16 protein-coding genes are annotated in these 15,518 nt (G+C 66.0%); 11 read left to right on the top strand and 5 right to left on the bottom strand.

Annotation, left to right across the window (positions count from 1 at the left end):
• Window positions 1-304: 304 nt before the first annotated feature.
• The 4 genes from LQ564_RS17195 to LQ564_RS17180 all read right to left on the bottom strand — a co-directional run bounded on the left by LQ564_RS17195 (window position 305) and on the right by LQ564_RS17180 (window position 4,372).
• Window positions 305-1,123, bottom strand: coding sequence for a M48 family metallopeptidase (locus tag LQ564_RS17195; RefSeq protein WP_231059334.1), 819 nt, complete (start codon window positions 1,121-1,123; stop codon window positions 305-307).
• Window positions 1,120-1,575, bottom strand: a complete 456-nt coding sequence (locus LQ564_RS17190) for a YbjQ family protein (RefSeq protein WP_231059333.1) — start codon at window positions 1,573-1,575, stop codon at window positions 1,120-1,122. Before LQ564_RS17190 ends, LQ564_RS17195 begins: the two co-directional genes overlap by 4 nt.
• 3 nt (window positions 1,576-1,578) lie before the next feature.
• Complete coding sequence (locus tag LQ564_RS17185) at window positions 1,579-1,893, bottom strand: YbjQ family protein (protein WP_231059332.1); 315 nt, start codon at window positions 1,891-1,893, stop codon at window positions 1,579-1,581.
• Window positions 1,894-1,978: 85 nt separating this feature from the next.
• Window positions 1,979-4,372, bottom strand: coding sequence for a penicillin acylase family protein (locus LQ564_RS17180; RefSeq protein ID WP_231059331.1), 2,394 nt, complete (start codon window positions 4,370-4,372; stop codon window positions 1,979-1,981).
• A gap of 187 nt (window positions 4,373-4,559) precedes the next feature.
• On the opposite strand from LQ564_RS17180, the gene LQ564_RS17175 reads away from it, so the two are divergent.
• The 11 genes from LQ564_RS17175 (at window position 4,560) to LQ564_RS17125 (ending at window position 14,630) form a co-directional block, all read left to right on the top strand.
• A complete protein-coding gene (locus tag LQ564_RS17175) occupies window positions 4,560-6,056 on the top strand; it encodes a B12-binding domain-containing radical SAM protein (RefSeq protein ID WP_231059330.1) in 1,497 nt (498 codons plus the stop codon).
• A gap of 55 nt (window positions 6,057-6,111) precedes the next feature.
• Window positions 6,112-7,257 (top strand): MlaE family ABC transporter permease, encoded by a 1,146-nt coding sequence (locus LQ564_RS17170; RefSeq protein WP_231059329.1) that lies wholly within the window; start codon window positions 6,112-6,114, stop codon window positions 7,255-7,257.
• On the top strand, window positions 7,257-8,114 hold the full coding sequence (locus LQ564_RS17165) for an ABC transporter ATP-binding protein (protein WP_231059328.1): 858 nt from the start codon (window positions 7,257-7,259) through the stop codon (window positions 8,112-8,114). Before LQ564_RS17170 ends, LQ564_RS17165 begins: the two co-directional genes overlap by 1 nt.
• Before the next feature lie 2 nt (window positions 8,115-8,116).
• Window positions 8,117-9,064 carry an MlaD family protein gene (locus tag LQ564_RS17160; RefSeq protein WP_231059327.1) on the top strand — a complete coding sequence of 316 codons (948 nt, stop codon included), beginning with the start codon at window positions 8,117-8,119 and terminating at the stop codon, window positions 9,062-9,064.
• Window positions 9,065-9,078: 14 nt separating this feature from the next.
• Entirely contained in the window at window positions 9,079-9,687 is a 609-nt protein-coding gene (locus LQ564_RS17155; protein WP_231059326.1) for an ABC-type transport auxiliary lipoprotein family protein, read from the top strand.
• The gene (locus tag LQ564_RS17150) at window positions 9,684-10,865 is read left to right on the top strand and encodes a VanZ family protein (RefSeq protein ID WP_231059325.1); all 1,182 of its coding nucleotides are present in this window, start codon (window positions 9,684-9,686) and stop codon (window positions 10,863-10,865) included. Before LQ564_RS17155 ends, LQ564_RS17150 begins: the two co-directional genes overlap by 4 nt.
• A gap of 47 nt (window positions 10,866-10,912) precedes the next feature.
• Window positions 10,913-11,239, top strand: a complete 327-nt coding sequence (locus LQ564_RS17145; protein ID WP_231059324.1) for a (2Fe-2S) ferredoxin domain-containing protein — start codon at window positions 10,913-10,915, stop codon at window positions 11,237-11,239.
• Window positions 11,240-11,264: 25 nt separating this feature from the next.
• Window positions 11,265-11,894, top strand: a complete 630-nt coding sequence (locus LQ564_RS17140; RefSeq protein WP_231059323.1) for an alpha/beta hydrolase — start codon at window positions 11,265-11,267, stop codon at window positions 11,892-11,894.
• Between the two features lie 105 nt (window positions 11,895-11,999).
• A complete protein-coding gene (locus LQ564_RS17135; protein WP_231059322.1) occupies window positions 12,000-13,142 on the top strand; it encodes a D-alanyl-D-alanine carboxypeptidase family protein in 1,143 nt (380 codons plus the stop codon).
• Window positions 13,143-13,398: 256 nt separating this feature from the next.
• The gene (locus LQ564_RS17130) at window positions 13,399-14,307 is read left to right on the top strand and encodes an aldo/keto reductase (protein WP_231059321.1); all 909 of its coding nucleotides are present in this window, start codon (window positions 13,399-13,401) and stop codon (window positions 14,305-14,307) included.
• An 11-nt stretch (window positions 14,308-14,318) separates the two neighbouring features.
• Window positions 14,319-14,630: a metal-sensitive transcriptional regulator gene (locus tag LQ564_RS17125; protein ID WP_231059320.1), complete on the top strand. Its 312-nt coding sequence runs from the start codon at window positions 14,319-14,321 to the stop codon at window positions 14,628-14,630.
• A 4-nt stretch (window positions 14,631-14,634) separates the two neighbouring features.
• Here LQ564_RS17125 and pssA read toward each other — a convergent pair whose 3' ends face one another.
• On the bottom strand, window positions 14,635-15,414 hold the full coding sequence (gene pssA / locus LQ564_RS17120; protein ID WP_231059319.1) for a CDP-diacylglycerol--serine O-phosphatidyltransferase: 780 nt from the start codon (window positions 15,412-15,414) through the stop codon (window positions 14,635-14,637).
• Window positions 15,415-15,518 lie beyond the last annotated feature (104 nt).

The raw sequence follows: 15,518 nt of genomic DNA, 5'->3' as shown, positions 1-15,518 counted from the left end.
ATCCGCTATCGCTAGCGGAGTCGCTCACTCAAAATACTGACGAAACCTTCTTTCGAAGATTTACGTTTAATACTTTGTGCGAACATTTGATAATTTAAGTAATCAGCTGAACTAGTCAGCTGGCACCTTCATCAAACGCCCACACTTATCGACTGTTGATTGTTAAAGATCGGTATTCTGTACTACCTTGCTGCACCGTGCGAAGCGTTGTGTTCGTCAGCAGCAGAGGAATGAGATTATGCGGTAGCTGATGAGCTGCGTCAACCCCTGATTTGCGCGTGCTCGCAAAAATGTCACACGCAGGTCACCGTTGCATGGGCCGGACTTCGCCGGCCCGCAGGCCCGCCTCCCGGATCGCCGCCTGCAGCGCCTCGATCCGGGATCCCATCGACGGATGCGACGCCAGGTAGTGAGCAATGGCCGGCGCCTCGTCATCCTCCTCCCGCAGCGACTCGAAAAACTCGGTCGCTCCACCGACGTGCCCGTAGCGGCACTGCAGGATTCGTAGCGCCCGCGCATCCGCGCTCGATTCCCGGCCACGGGAATAATGCGCCTGCCCCAGGTGCTGGGCCGGCGCCAGCACGCCCGTCGTCCACGAGCCATCCCCGGTCAATACCGTCGCCGCCGCGATGATCACCAGGCTGCGCCCCAGCCCGCGCAGGTGGTCGCGGTTGATCAGGTGCGACAGCTCGTGCGCCAGCACGAAGCTCATGCCGTTCTCCGAGCGCACGTGTTCGAACAGGCCGGCATAGACGATGACGTTCCCGCCCGGGAGCACGACGGCGTTGGCTTCATTCGCCTGGGCCAGGCGCACCGTCACCGGCTCGCGGATGCCCGCGCACGCGCGCATGCCGTCCACCAGCGACTGCAGCCAGGCTTCGCGCGCCCTGGAGGCGGGATCGCCCGACTGCACATCGGGCAGCTTCGGCGCCATCAGCCGCGTCAGGCGCGCCTCGGCCTCGGGACTCATCTCGTCCACGACCGCGTCGACCGCGAAGCCCAGCGCCCACACCAGCGCCAGCACCGCCAGCGACAGCCCGAGCAGGATCCGCACGAAGTCCTTGAGCGGATGCTCGTGCGAGATGTTGTCGTTATGCTCGGGCAGCCCCGGCTGGTACTTCATGCCTTGGCGTAGTAGATGGCCGTCCCGTAGGCCAGCACCTCGACGCTGGTGACCTGGTTACGCTGGCTGCCGGCGAGCGGCATGGTCTCGAGGCGCAGGTTGATCACCTCGTCCGCGCCCGGGCAGCTTTCCTTCAGGCGCAGGATGGCTTCGCGCTTGGCGCGGTCGAGCAGGGTCTCGTACGACTTCACCGGCCCGCCCACGAAGGACCGCAGGGCCGACGCCGCCTTCTTGAAATAGTCGATCGAGACGACGACGCTGCCCGTCACCAGTTCGCAGCGCTCGACCTCGCCGCCGCGCACCAGGGTCTTGAGCGTGGTCGCCGGCAGCATGACCAGCTCCTTTTCGCGCGCCTGGATCGAGCGGTAGTGGCGCGACTCGGCCGCGCGCCCGAACACGTAGCCGAGCAGCACCGGCACCGACCAGAACACCAGCAGGATGATGTATTCCATCGCTTACCCGACGGTGACCGCGGTTCCGTAGACGTAGATCTCGGCGGCGCCGGCCGCCACCGAGGAGGTCGAGAAGCGCACGTTGACGATCGCGTTCGCGCCCAGCTGGGCCGCCTGCGCCTTCATGCGCTCGGTGGCCTGCTCGCGCGATTCTTCCAGCAGCTCGGTATAGCCGCGCAGCTCCCCGCCGACCATATTCTTCAGGCCCGCCATGATGTCGCGCCCGACGTGCTTGGCGCGCACGGTGCTGCCTGAGACGACGCCGTGGCAAACGGTAATGGTCTTGCCGGGGATGGTTTCGATATTCGTGAGGAACATTGGCTGGCCGATCATAAAAAGTGGTGCCCGATTGTAGGCACCACCTCTCTTACAAGCAACTCAGCACGCATAGCCGCAGCCGGCTTCACTCGCGCAGGGTCGTCGTGGTGTAGTTCGGATCGGCCTTGATCTTGTCCTGCGCGAAGGGCAGCACCGGCCACTGCTTGCGCGAATACATCAGGGTCTGGTCGGCATACCAGGGCGATTTCGGATCGGTCGACTGGCCGTAGGTCAGCATCGCCTGCGCCACCGGCCCCTGGTCGTCGAAGGTCACGGTCTGGATGTAGCTCTGCCCCCAGTGCACGCCCACGTAGCCGCTCGATGTCAGGCCGGTGCGCATGGTGATCGAGCCGTAGGTGCCTTCCTGGTTGCCGTTCCCGCCATGGATCGGAATGCGCACGCCATTGCGCGGCTCGACCTGCCAGTCGCCCAGGCGGCCATCCATCGGCACGCCCAGCGTCTGCATCTTGTCGGCCGCGCCGCGCAGCGCCGCCAGCATCGATGGCAGCGCGCCGGGCGCCACGCCATACGGCGTATTCACCGGATCGGCCGGATTGAAAGCCACCGCCCACTTGTTCGGGATCGCCGACGCCGTGGCCCAGAACTCGCGGAACAGGATGGCGCCGCGGCTGTCCACGTCGGCGCGGCGGTCCCAGGCTTGCAGCACGGTGCAGGCGTGGCGCAGCAGGGCGTCGCTCGACGCCGCGCAGGCCGGCAGCAGTTCCGGCAGCACCAGCTCCGCCGCATACACGCGATTGGAAAAGGCGAGCGCCTGCATGTCGGCGAGATTCAGCTTGGGTTTCTGCGCCAGCAGGTCTTCCAGCTGGCGGAAGCCGATGCGGGTGCGCAGGCTCTGCTCCACGCCCGGGCGTCCATACAGCGGCGAGTAGCCGAGCGGCGCCGGCCCCACCAGCAGCGCCTTCGGATTGGCCAGCCAGTAGGGATCGTTCGAGTTGCCGACGTAGTCGGTTCGCATCAGCCATGGCGCGCGCACCGGCGAATAGATGCCGCTCGGCGCACCCGCATCCTGGCCCCAGCCGCAGCTGCTCTTCGAGCCGTCGAACAGCAGCGCCGCCTGCAGCAGCAGGCAGCCGTTGACGAATTTGTTGGCGTCCATGTGCGGCACCACGCTGGCGTCCGCGTACAGGGTGTTGCCCTCGCGGTCGGCGGCGACCGTGTTCACCCAGGGCAGGCCGACCACCTTGTCGAGCGAATCCTTCAGGGTGCGCACGCTGCTGGAGGTGCCGATGCCGAGCCACTGGTCCAGCATGCGGGTGTTGTTGCGGTTCGGGTCGGCCAGCACGTAGGCGGCGGTCGACGTCCAGGTGAGCCCCGCGGCGGGACGCGAGATCACCGCGCCCTGGTGGCTGAACCAGAAGGTCTTGCTGCGCTTGGCCGTGGTGCCGTCGGCCTGCAGCACGTCGATGCTGACCGTCTTCGAGGTCATCTTGCGGCGCTCGCCGTCATACATATACGTGGTGCCGCTGGCGTCGCCGGCGTCCAGCGCCAGGCGGAAGGTGGTGAAGTGGTTGGCGAAGGTGACGGTGTGGCTCCAGGCGACGTCCTTGTTGAAGCCGATGACGACCGCCGGCACGCCGCCGATGATCACGCCCATCGCATCGTAGCGGCCCGGCACCGTCAGGTGGGCCTGGTAGAAGCGGTCGGCCGTGGTCCAGGGGTAGTGCGGGTTGCCGAGCAGGAGGCCGCGGCCGTTGCTGGACAGGTCCTTGCCGACGGCGAGGGCGTTGCTGCCGAAGCCCTGCTGGTTCATCTTTTCCAACTGGGCCACCAGGGTCGATGCGTCGATCTTGCGCGAAGCGGCCTTGGCCAGGCTGACGGTGGCGCCCGGCGTGCGGCCGGCGGCGACGAAGTCGCGGGCGAAGGCCTGGCCGGAAGCGTGCAGCGCCTTCTCGGCCACCACCAGCACCATGTCGTCGAAGCTCATCGGACGCACCCACTTCGCATCCGCGCAGGCGGCGGGCAGCTTGCCGGCGTAGTCCTTCAGGTAGCGGTTGTAGCCCTCGACGAAACCTTCCAGCAGGTCGCGCGGCTCGGCGTTGCCGGCCGTGTAGTTGGAACGCAGCTGCTCGAGATCGAGGTAGCCCTTGAAGAAGAAGTCGCTCTCTTCATTGTTCAGGTCCATGAAGCCGCTGCCGCCGCCGTATTCGTCGCCCATGCGCTGGCGCGGCCGCGCCTCGGGCCCGAAGAACTGCGAGCGCTCACCGCGCACGGTCACGACCGAATCCGCGAACATGCAGACGTTGTCCTGGGCGTAGGCATAGGCCAGGCCGTAGCCCAGGCTGCGGAAATTCTCGGCCCGCACGTGCGGCACGCCGTGGGTGGTGCGCGCGACCTCGACCTGGATGCGGGCGGCGGTCTGCGGCGGCGGGGTGTCGTCGTCGTCGCTGCTGCAGGCGCCCAAGTTTAGTGCGAGCGCGGAGACGAGAAGAAAGCGGAACGGGAACTGAAGACCGAACATGAAGGACCTTTCTGCGGCGCTGACCGCGCACGGGAGAGAAATTAAATCCGGTGCAATACTTTAACCCTAAAATAGTACTCTCGTGCTACTCATCTGTCATAAAAACGCCAGCCCTGCTTGGCAGAATGCCAGCGCTTTCCCGCCGGCGAGCGTCTAGAATGGCTGCTTTTCCCGACTCCTTCGCCCCATGACCATCCTGCTGTCCACCCTCAACGCCCGCTACACGCACGCCTCGCTCGGCCTGCGCTACCTGCTGGCGAACATGGGGCCGCTCGCGGACCAGACCCGGATCCAGGAATTCGTCATCGGCGCCAAAACCAGCGACCTGGTCGAGCGCGTCCTGGCGCATGCACCGCGCATCGTCGGTTTCGGCGTCTATATCTGGAATGTCGAGGAGACCACGCGCCTGGTGGCGCTGCTCAAGCGCGTCGCGCCGCAGCTCACGATCGTGCTGGGCGGCCCCGAGGTCTCGCACGAGACGAACGAACAGCCCATCGTGAAGCTGGCCGACTACGTCGTCACCGGCTGGGGCGACGTCACCTTTCCCAAGCTGTGCGGCGAGATCCTGGACGGCCCCAAGCCCCTGATGAAGGTGCATGCGGGCGTGCAGCCGCCGATGGCGGAGATCGCGCTGCCCTACTCTTTATATAGCGACGAGGATATCGCCCACCGCACCCTGTACGTGGAAGCCTCGCGCGGCTGCCCCTTCAAGTGCGAGTTCTGCCTGTCCTCGCTGGACAAGACCGCCTGGCCCTTCCCGCTCGACGCTTTCCTGGCCGAGATGGAGTCGCTGTATGCCCGCGGCGCGCGTCTGTTCAAGTTCGTCGACCGCACCTTCAACCTGAACGTCAAGACCAGCCTGCGCATCATGCAGTTCTTCCTCGACAAGATCGAGGCGAACCCCGACGACCCGGTCTACGCCCACTTCGAGTTGGTGCCCGACCACCTGCCGGAAGCGCTGAAGGAATCGATCGCGAAGTTCCCGCCGGGCGCGCTGCAGTTCGAGATCGGCATCCAGAGCTTCAACCCCGAGGTGCAGGCCTTGGTCAGCCGGCGCCAGGACAATGCCAAGGCCGCCGACAATATCCGCTGGCTGACCGAACGCTCGAGCACCCACCTGCACGTGGACCTGATCGCCGGACTGCCGGGCGAGGACGTGGCCAGCTTCGCACGCGGCTTCGACCAATTGGTGGGCCTCGGCGCCCAGGAGATCCAGTTCGGCATCCTGAAACGCCTGCGCGGCACGCCGATCATCCGCCACACCGAACCCTTCGGCATGGTCTACGATCCCTACCCGCCTTATACCGTCCTGGCGACCAACAGGATCGACTTCCCTACCATGCAGCGCCTGGTGCGCTTCGCCCGCTACTGGGACCTGGTCGCCAACTCCGGCCGCTTCGCCCACACCACCCGCGTGCTGCTGGCGGACGCGCCGTTCGAGAACTTCATGGCATTCTCCGATTGGATCTACACGCGGACCGACGCCACCCACCGCATCGCGCTGGAAAAGCTGGCCAAGCTGGTGCAGGAGTGGCTGCAGCTGCGCGGCATGCCGCGCGAGGAAGCGGCTGCGCTGCTGGCCAGCGACTATGCCGGCAAGGTCGACAAGGTCGACACCCAGGCCGCGCCGAAGGCGCCCGCCGCCGTGGCGCCGGTCAGGCAGGTACGCCATTTGGCCGCCTGAGTAGCCGTGTAGCAAGCGTGTAGCAACGTTAACGATTCTCTTTTACACTGGCGCAATGCAGATTGAAAATGCGCCAATATTAACCATCCAGCATCCCGATTCCGGCCAGGGCGCCGCGTCGGGCCAATCTGTCATCGCAAGCGGGGTCTGGCAGGTACATACGCTGTCGCGGCGCGGGGTGCTGAAGGCCATCACCCGCACTCTCACGGCGCTGAAGCACAAGGACACCCTGGCCTGGGACCTGTCCGGCATCGAGCGCCTGGACCACATCGGCGCCCAGATGTTCTGGAACGCCTGGGGCAAGAAGCGCCCGCCTCACCTCACCCTGGACCCGCGCCAGGAAGAGCTGTTCAACCGCCTGGAAAAGGCCAGTGGCCTGAGCCTGGCGCGCCACCGCACCAGTCCCCTGCAGTGGATTATCGTGCTGGGCGCCGGCATCCTGAATTTCTTCGAGCACCTGAAGTCCTTCATCGGCCTGATCGGCCTGGTGGTGCAGGACATCGGCCGCTTCATCCGCAATCCACGCACCGGACCCTGGCGCGAGATCTCGGCCAACATCTACCACTCCGGCTTCCAGGCGCTGGGCATCACCGCCCTGGTCGGCTTCCTGATCGGCGTGGTGCTCTCCTACCTGTCGGCGCAGCAGCTCAAGATGTTCGGCGGCGACATCTACCTGGTCAACATCCTCGGCATGTCCGTCATCCGCGAACTGGGCCCGCTGCTGGCGGCGATCCTGGTGGCCGGCCGCTCAGGGTCGTCCATCACCGCCCAGTTGGGCGTGATGCGGGTGACCGAGGAACTCGACGCCATGCTGGTGATGGGCATCTCGCACGGCTACCGCCTGATCATGCCGAAGGTGGTGGCGCTGGCGATCTCGATGCCGCTGCTGGTGGTGTGGACCGACGCCATGGCCCTGATCGGCGGCATGGTCTCGGCCAAGGTCGAACTGGGCCTGGCGGCGCGCTACTTCCTGCAGGAGCTGCCGGAGGCGGTGCCGGTGGTGAACTACAACATCGGCCTGCTCAAGGGCGCGACCTTCGGCGTGCTGATCGCGCTGGTGGCCTGTCACTTCGGCCTGCGCATCAAGGCGAATACCGAAAGCCTGGGCCGCGGCACCACGACCTCGGTGGTCACCGCGATCACGGTGGTGATCGTGGCCGACGCCGTGTACGCGATCATCTTCAGCGGAGTGGGCTTCTGATGGCGGACCTGAAAAGACCTCCCCAGCGCCTGAACCTGCGCCCCGACGAGGAAGTCGGCGCGCCGGTGGTCCAGATCCGCAACCTGTGGACGCGTTTCGGCCGCACCGTGATCCACCAGGACCTGAACCTCGACATCTACGACGGCGAAATCCTCACCATCGTCGGCGGTTCGGGCACCGGCAAGACGGTATTGCTGCGCCAGATGCTGGGCCTGGAGCGGCCGTCGCAAGGCAGCGTCAAGGTGTTCGGCGAGGACATCAGCGAAGCCGCGCCGGAGCAGCTGCAGGACATGCGCAACCACTGGGGCATGCTGTTCCAGCAGGGCGCGCTGTACTCGGCGCTCACCGTGTTCGACAACATCGCCTTCCCCATGCGCGAGCTGCGCGCGCTGCCGGAAGACGTGATCCGCGATGCCGTGCTCCTGAAAATGGACATGGTGGGCCTGGGCCCGGAGCACGCCAACAAGATGCCGTCCGACCTGTCGGGCGGCATGATCAAGCGCGCCGCGCTGGCACGCGCCCTCGCGCTCGAACCTCGCTTACTCTTCCTGGACGAGCCCACCGCGGGCCTGGACCCGGACCTGTCGGACGCCTTCGTGGCGCTGATCCAGACCCTGCACCGCGAGCTGAAACTCACCGTGGTGATGGTCACCCACGACCTCGACACCCTGTTCGCCCTGTCCTCGCGCATCGCGGTGCTGGCCGAGAAGCACGTGCTGGCGGTGGGGCCGTCCTGCGACGTGCTGCGGGTGGATCACCCCTTCATCAAACACTTTTTCCTGGGCCCGCGCGGCCAGCGGGCGCTCGAAGTGCTCGACGAGCGCCAGGCTCAGAATGATTCGGAATCGGAGAACTAGTTATGGAAAACAGGTCGTATGCCCTGATGACGGGGGTCTTCACGATCGCCCTCCTGGTCGCGGCGGTGCTGGTCGGGCTGTGGCTGAACCGCGACCGCACCGAGATGGCGCCCTACGAGATCGTCACCACGCAATCCATTCCGGGCTTGAACCCGCAGGCGGCGGTGCGCTACCGCGGCCTGGAGGTCGGGAGGGTCGACGAGATCGTGTTCGACCCGCGCGTCACCGGCCAGATCCTGATCCGCCTGTCGGTGGAAAAGGATTCGCCGATCACCACCACCACCTTCGCCTCGCTCGGCTACCAGGGCGTGACCGGCATCGCCTTCATCCAGCTCGATGACGACCGCACCGGCTCGCCGCGCCTGGCCCAGCGCGAAGACCAGATCGCGCGCATCCCGCTGCGTCCGGGCCTGCTCGACCAGCTGGAAAAGCGCGGCCTGGCGATCCTGGAAAAGACCGAGCAGATCACCGACAGCCTGGCGAAGATGGTCTCGCCCGAGAACCAGCAGAGCATCGTCGGCGCTTTTGATAGTATCGGCAAGGCGGCCGACGCCTACGCGGCGATCCCGCAGAAACTGGAGCCGACCCTGGACCGCCTGCCGGCGCTCACCGCCAAGCTCGATCGCAGCCTGAACTCCTTCGACTCGGCCGCCACCAGCGTCGACCAGACCGCCGACAGCTACAAGCAGCTGGCCGACCGCCTGCAGGGGCCGGATGGCCCGCTGGACCGCATCAACGGCGCCATCGGCTCGCTGCAGGCCGCCACCAGCGAACTCGAACTCGAGACCCTGCCGCACGTCGTGCAGATGACCGACGAGGCGCGCGGCGCCCTGCGCGCGGTGAAGCGCACCGCGAATTCGCTGTCCGACCGCCCGCAAGGCATCCTGTTCGGCGCGCCGAGCGCCCAGCCCGGCCCGGGCGAGCCGGGCTTCGTGCCCCCGACCAAATGAGGACCACCGTGACCATGACCCGTACCCTGCCCGTCCTCGCCGCCGTCCTGATCCTGGCCGGCTGCGCCGGCAGCAAGACCCAGGAAGCCTCGACCTTCGACTTCGGCCCGGCCGCTCCGCTGCAACAGCAGCAGGCCGGCGCCACGCCCGCCCTGCCGGCCCTGGTCGTGATGGACGCCACCGGCCCCGCCGCGCTGGAAAACGAGCGCATGTACTACCGCTTGAACTACGCCAACGCGCTGGAAGCGCGCACCTATGCCGGTAGCCGCTGGTCCAGCAATCCGCTGCAGATGATCACCCAGCGCATGAAGGCGCGCCTGTCGCAGTCGGGCATGAAGGTGCTGTCCGCCACCGACGCTTCCAGCGGCGTGCCGCTGCTGCGGGTGGAAGTCGACGACTTCGTGCACGCCTTCTCCAGCACCAGCCAGAGCGAAGGCCAGCTCACCCTGCGCGCCTCGCTGTTCAGCGACCACCGCCTGCTCGACCAGCGCACCTTCACCCGCACCACGCCGGCCCCCAGCGCCGACGCAGCGGGCGGCGCGCGCGCGCTGGCCGCCGCCACGGATGCGGTCGCGGCCGACATCCAGGCCTGGCTGGCGACGGCGAATACCGGGAAGCGATGACCGAGCCGCAAGCCGTGGTCGACCTGCGCGAACGTCCGCGCGAAGGACGCGGCTCGCCGATCTCGCGCGCGGCCCTGCTGGCCTATTTGCTGTTGATCGTCTACGCCAGCTGGTACCCCTTCACCGGCTGGCGCGACAACGGCCTGCCCCTGTTCACCTTCCTGAACACCAACTGGCCGCGCTACTGGACCGGCTTCGACGTCGGCGTCAATATCGTCGGCTACATCCCCTTCGGCGTGCTCCTGGTGCTGTCGATGTATCCGAAGGTGCGCGGCGTGTGGGCGGTGCTGCTGGCGGCGATTGCCGGGGTGCTGGTGACGGGCGCGATGGAGACGGTGCAGAATTTCCTGCCCAGCCGCGTGCCCTCGAACCTCGACCTGGTGACGAATGCCGGCGGCACGCTGGCCGGCGCCATCCTTGGCGCCCTGTGGGCCCCGGGCCTCTTGGACCGCAGCCGCCTGTTCCAGCTGCGGCGGCGCTGGTTCGCCCCGCATGCGAGCCAGGGCCTGGTGCTGGTGGCGCTGTGGCCGCTGGCCCAGATCTACCCGCAGAGCTACCTGTTCGGCCACGGCCAGGTGCTGCCGATCGTCTCCGAATGGCTGTCGCAATGGCTGGACATGGACATCGACCTGGTCGGCATGCTGCGTCCCGGCGACTACACCATGACCGTGGAGCAGTACTGGCTGTCCGAGACCATCATCACCGCCTGCGGCATGACCGGCGCGGTGCTTACATTGATGTGCCTGGTGCGCCGCGGCGCCCCGCGCTTCCTGCTGATGGTCAGCTTCCTCGCCATGGCCCTGCTACTGAAAACCCTGGCCAGCTCGCTGCTGTTCCGTCCCGACTACGCCTTCGTGTGGGTGACACCGGGCGCCGAGGGTGGCTTCATCATCGGCCTGATCATGCTGGCCGGCCTGGTGTTCGCGCCCCAGGTGGCGCAGCGCCGCCTGGCGGTGGTGACCCTGGTGCTGAGCCTGGTCGTGGTGAACACGATTCCGGTGAACCCCTACTTCGTCTCCACCCTGCAGGGCTGGGTGCAGGGCAAGTTCCTGAACTTTAACGGGGCGGCCCAGTTCCTTTCGCTGCTGTGGCCCTTCTTCGCCCTGTGGTTCCTGCTGCTGCCCTCGCACAAGCTGAACCGCCCGGAGCCGCGGCCCCAGGCGGAAGGCCCCGCGTGATCGAATGCCGTATCATGGCGCCAGGCACACCTTCCAAAGGTAACAATATGAGCGACAACCCATCGTATTACCAGCACCATGTCTTCTTTTGCATGAACGTGCGCGAGGGCAAGGATGCCCGCCAGAGCTGCGGCAACTGCGGCGCCGAAAAGGCCCAGAAGCACGCCAAGAAACGCATCAAGGAACTCGGCCTGAGCGGCGCCGGCAAGGTGCGCGTCAACCAGTCCGGCTGCCTCGACCGCTGTGAAGAGGGCCCGGTGCTGGTGGTCTACCCGGAAGGCACCTGGTACACCTATGTGGACAACGACGACATCGACGACATCATCGACACCCACCTGGTGGGCGGCAAGGTCGTGGAACGCCTCAAGATCTGATTTCTCGGTTTTTTTATAGTAAGTAATGAACAAGTTTTCGCATAAATTCACCCTCGACGGCCACGCCGGCAAGATGCAGTGCATCCTCGACCTGCCGGAGGAAAGCCCGCGCGGCATCGCCCTGGTGGCCCACCCGCATCCGCTCTACGGCGGCACCATGGAAAACAAGGTGGCGCAAACGCTGGCGCGCACCTTCGTCACCCTCGGCTACGCCACCGCACGCTTCAACTTCCGCGGCGTGGGCGAATCGGAAGGCGTGCACGACGAGGGCCGCGGCGAGGTCGACGACATGGAAACCATGTACCGGCACATGACGAAAGAATATCCGGGGCTGCCGGTGGCCCTGTCCGGCTTCTCCTTCGGCACCTTCGTGCAGGCCCAGTTCCAGCAGCGCCTCATCGCGCAGGGCACGCCGGCGGAACGCCTGGTGCTGGTCGGGACCGCGGCCGGCAAGTGGGCGATGCCGGAAGTGCCGCCCGATACCATCCTGATCCATGGCGAGCTCGACGATACGATCCTGCTGCAGGACGTGTTCGAGTGGGCCCGCCCGCTCGACATCCCGGTGACCGTGATTCCGGGCGCCGATCACTTCTTCCACCGCAAGCTCGGCCATATCAAGAATCTTGTCGTACAAATGTGGCGGCGTGACATTTAAGCCGGTCACTGGCCTATAATTAGCCTCTTCTCTTCCGGCAATTCCTGTATGGTATTGCCGTGCGCTCCACCGCACCACCATCAACCTGTAGACGATATTGCTCCCATGAAAAAACTGTTAGCGGCCGTGGCCGCCAGCCTGCTGATGGCCTCGGCCAGTGCACAGACCGTGCCGGCGCCGTCCATCGCAGCCAAGTCGTGGCTGCTGCTCGATGCGACGAGTGGCCAGATCATCGCCGCCCAAGACCCGAACGCCCGCGTGGAACCGGCCTCGCTCACCAAGGTCATGACGGCCTACGTGACTTTCGCCGCCCTGCGCGACAAGAAGCTCACCCTGGACACCATGGTCAACGTCTCGACCCGCGCCTGGAAGGTCGACGCCAGCAGCTCGAAGATGTTCATCGACCCGAAGGTCCCGGTCTCGGTCAACGACCTGCTGCACGGCCTGATGATCCAGTCGGGTAACGACGCCGCGGTAGCCCTGGCCGAAGCGGTGGCCGGCGACGAAGGGACGTTCGCGACCCTGATGAACCACGAAGCCCAGCGCCTCGGCATGAAGAACACCCGCTGGGCCAACCCGCACGGCCTGCCGGACCCGAACAACTACTCGACCGCGAACGACCTGTCGATCATGGCCGCCGCCGTGATCCGCGACTTCCCCGAGTTCTACAAGATCGACTCGATCAAGCAGTTCACCTACAACAAGATCACCCAGCAGAACCGCAACCGCCTGCTGTGGCTAGACCCGACCGTCGACGGCATGAAGACCGGCCACACCGACTCCTCGGGCTACAGCATGATCGCCTCGGCCCGCCGCCCCAACGGCGCCGGCCAGCGCCGCCTGATCTCGGTGGTGCTCGGCACCGCTTCGGACGCGGTGCGCACCCAGGAAAGCCAGAAGCTCCTGAACTGGGGCTTCCAGAACTTCGACACCGTCAAGCTGTACTCGAAGGGCCAGGCGGTCGCGACCCCGGAAGTGTGGAAGGGTTCGCAGTCGAACGTGAAGATCGGCTTCACCCGCGACGTGCTGGTGACGGTGCCGAAGGGTGTGGCGGGCAAGATGAAGCCTGTGCTGGAGCGCAAGGACCCGCTGGTGGCGCCGTTGCCGCGCAATGGGCAGGTCGGGACGCTGAAGATGATGGTCGACGGGAAGCCGCTGATTGCGCTGCCGGTGGTGGCGCTGGAAGAGGTGCCGGAAGCCGGTATCTTTGGACGGGCTTGGGATGCGATGCGTCTGTGGATGCAGTAAGCGTCGTTTAGCTTGATGGAGAAGCCCGTTCGTGCGCAAGCCGGGCGGGCTTTTTTCTTGCTGTGGTGGTATGCGATGAACTTGGGTTCCGGCCTTCGCCGGAAGTCGTAGGCGCCAGTGGCGCGTACGACGTGCTGAGAGTACCACTTAACGATGAGCCGTCATCCCGGCGAAGGCCGGGATCCAATTTCCCACGCATACCGACCGCGTCTCCTTGCACCGCTATAATCACCAGATCACCTAGGAGACCCACGCAATGACCCTCACCTGCCCCCGCATCACCACCCGCGACAACGGCCCGACGCTCTCCCGCATCGTCGCCGGCATGTGGCGCATGACCGAATGGGGCATGTCGGTCCAGCAGCGCGTCGCCTTCATCGAGCAATGCCTGGACATGGGCGTGACGAGCTTCGACCACGCCGACATCTACGGCGACTACGGCGTCGAAGCCGTATTCGGCGAAGCCTTGCGCGCCCAGCCATCGCTGCGCGACCGTATCGAACTGGTGAGCAAATGCGGCATCAAGCTGCTGTCATCCAAACGCCCGCAGCACGGCATCCAGCACTACGACACCACGGCCGCACATATCGTGGCGTCGGCCGAGGAATCGCTGCGCCAGCTGAACACCGATCACCTCGACCTGCTGCTGATCCACCGCCCCGACCCGCTGATGGACTTCGACGAGATCGCCGAAGCGTTCACCCGCCTGCAGCAAGCGGGCAAGGTGCGCCACGTCGGCGTGTCGAACTTCACGCGCCACCAGTTCGAATGCCTGAACCGCCGTATCCCGCTGGCCACCAACCAGGTCGAGTTCTCGCCGATGTTCGTCACGCCGATGTTCGACGAAACCTTCGACGGCCTGCAGGACCTGGGTATCGCGCCGATGGCGTGGTCGCCGCTGGGCGGCGGGCGCCTGTTCACCTCGAACGATGCGAACGCGGCGAACGTGCGCGCGGTCATCCAGGGCATCGCCGACCGCCTCGACCAACCCTTCGCCAGCGTGCTCTTCGCCTGGATCATGGCGCTGCCGAGCCGCCCGATCCCGCTCACCGGCACCGGCCGCATCGAGGCGATCCGCGAAGCGGTCATCGGCGCCGGCATCACACTGGAACGCGAAGACTGGTTCCACATCCTGCGCGCGGCGCGCGGCCACGAAGTAGCGTAGGAGATGGCGCGATGGCCGATGGTGCGCTGAAGATCGTCGAGGGCAGCGCCCTCACCGCCCAGCAGAAGAAGGACCTGCTGAACCGGCTGGCGCGCATCGAAGGCCAGCTGCGCGGGGTGCAGAAGCTGGTGGCGCTGGCCGCCGACCCGTCCGACATCGACGCCGTGGCCCAGCAGATGGCGGCGGCGCGCAAGGCGCTGGACCGCTCCTTCGTGCAGCTGCTCGCCAGCGCGATCCAGACCCAGTCCGCCAATGCGCAGGATGTGGAAGAGGCGCAGGCGAGCGCCGTCCGGTTGGCCGCGTTGCTCGATAAATTCGCGTAAAAAATCAGTCTTCGTAGACTTTCGGCCGCGCGACCCCTTCCCACCCCATGCGCCAGCCGATGTTCAGCAACAGCGTCGCGCACACATACAGCAGGAAGAACAGCACGAAGAAGCGCGTCTGCAGCAGCGCCAGCAACACCGCGCATACCGCCAGCAGCGCCAGCATCACCTTGCCGCGCGGGTGCTTCGAGCTCGGGAAGCGCACGGTTGACACCATCAGCGTCCCCACCGCCACCATCAGCGCCATGATGGCGAAGCACTGCGCCATCGTGGTCGCCGGATCCGGCCAGGCCACCACCACCGAGGCCACGCAGGCCGCGCCCGCGGTGATCGGCATGCCGACGAAGTAGCGCGGGTCGGTGCGGCCGACCATCACGTTGAAGCGCGCCAGCCGCAGCGCGCCGCAGGCCACGAAGATGAAGCAGGCCAGGCCGCCCATCCGCACCAGGGTCGGATGCGCCTCGTTCATCTGGGCGAAGCCGTAGCAGTACAGCAGCAGGCCGGGCGCGCAGCCGAAGTTCATCACGTCGGCGATCGAGTCGAGCTGCACGCCGAAGCTGGACTGCGTGTTGGTGGCGCGCGCCACGAAGCCGTCCAGCGCGTCGAAGACCCCGGCCAGCACCAGCAGGATCGCGGCCAGGCGGTAGTCGCTTGGTGCGCCGACGTGGGCGTTGTCCACCGAGATGACGATGCTGCCGAAGCCGCAGGCGATCGAGAGCAGGGTCACGAAACTGGGCAGGGCGAACTTGGCACGCGCGAGGCGCTGCTGGCTGGATGGCTTCAATTGAAAGCTCGGCAAGGAAATGATGTCGTATTTTACAGGCAGCGCATGGAGCAGCGGTTCTGCAACGCACCCGCCGCGCATACCCGAGCGTTTTGCTCTAGAAT

Source organism: Massilia phyllostachyos, assembly GCF_021044825.1.
Lineage (GTDB): Bacteria > Pseudomonadota > Gammaproteobacteria > Burkholderiales > Burkholderiaceae_D > Telluria > Telluria phyllostachyos.
This window is presented reverse-complemented; position numbering and strand designations above follow the sequence as displayed.

Excerpts from the sequence above, each read along its gene's own strand:
- LQ564_RS17160 (WP_231059327.1), top strand. The coding sequence starts at position 8,117 with ATGGAAAACAGGTCGTATGCCCTGATGACGGGGGTCTTCACGATCGCC.
- LQ564_RS17135 (WP_231059322.1), top strand. The coding sequence starts at position 12,000 with ATGAAAAAACTGTTAGCGGCCGTGGCCGCCAGCCTGCTGATGGCCTCG.
- LQ564_RS17180 (WP_231059331.1), bottom strand. The coding sequence starts at position 4,372 with ATGTTCGGTCTTCAGTTCCCGTTCCGCTTTCTTCTCGTCTCCGCGCTC.
- LQ564_RS17170 (WP_231059329.1), top strand. The coding sequence starts at position 6,112 with ATGCAGATTGAAAATGCGCCAATATTAACCATCCAGCATCCCGATTCC.
- LQ564_RS17190 (WP_231059333.1), bottom strand. The coding sequence starts at position 1,575 with ATGGAATACATCATCCTGCTGGTGTTCTGGTCGGTGCCGGTGCTGCTC.
- LQ564_RS17130 (WP_231059321.1), top strand. The coding sequence starts at position 13,399 with ATGACCCTCACCTGCCCCCGCATCACCACCCGCGACAACGGCCCGACG.
- LQ564_RS17185 (WP_231059332.1), bottom strand. The coding sequence starts at position 1,893 with ATGTTCCTCACGAATATCGAAACCATCCCCGGCAAGACCATTACCGTT.
- LQ564_RS17145 (WP_231059324.1), top strand. The coding sequence starts at position 10,913 with ATGAGCGACAACCCATCGTATTACCAGCACCATGTCTTCTTTTGCATG.
- LQ564_RS17175 (WP_231059330.1), top strand. The coding sequence starts at position 4,560 with ATGACCATCCTGCTGTCCACCCTCAACGCCCGCTACACGCACGCCTCG.
- LQ564_RS17195 (WP_231059334.1), bottom strand. The coding sequence starts at position 1,123 with ATGAAGTACCAGCCGGGGCTGCCCGAGCATAACGACAACATCTCGCAC.
- LQ564_RS17155 (WP_231059326.1), top strand. The coding sequence starts at position 9,079 with ATGACCCGTACCCTGCCCGTCCTCGCCGCCGTCCTGATCCTGGCCGGC.
- LQ564_RS17150 (WP_231059325.1), top strand. The coding sequence starts at position 9,684 with ATGACCGAGCCGCAAGCCGTGGTCGACCTGCGCGAACGTCCGCGCGAA.
- LQ564_RS17125 (WP_231059320.1), top strand. The coding sequence starts at position 14,319 with ATGGCCGATGGTGCGCTGAAGATCGTCGAGGGCAGCGCCCTCACCGCC.
- LQ564_RS17140 (WP_231059323.1), top strand. The coding sequence starts at position 11,265 with ATGAACAAGTTTTCGCATAAATTCACCCTCGACGGCCACGCCGGCAAG.
- LQ564_RS17165 (WP_231059328.1), top strand. The coding sequence starts at position 7,257 with ATGGCGGACCTGAAAAGACCTCCCCAGCGCCTGAACCTGCGCCCCGAC.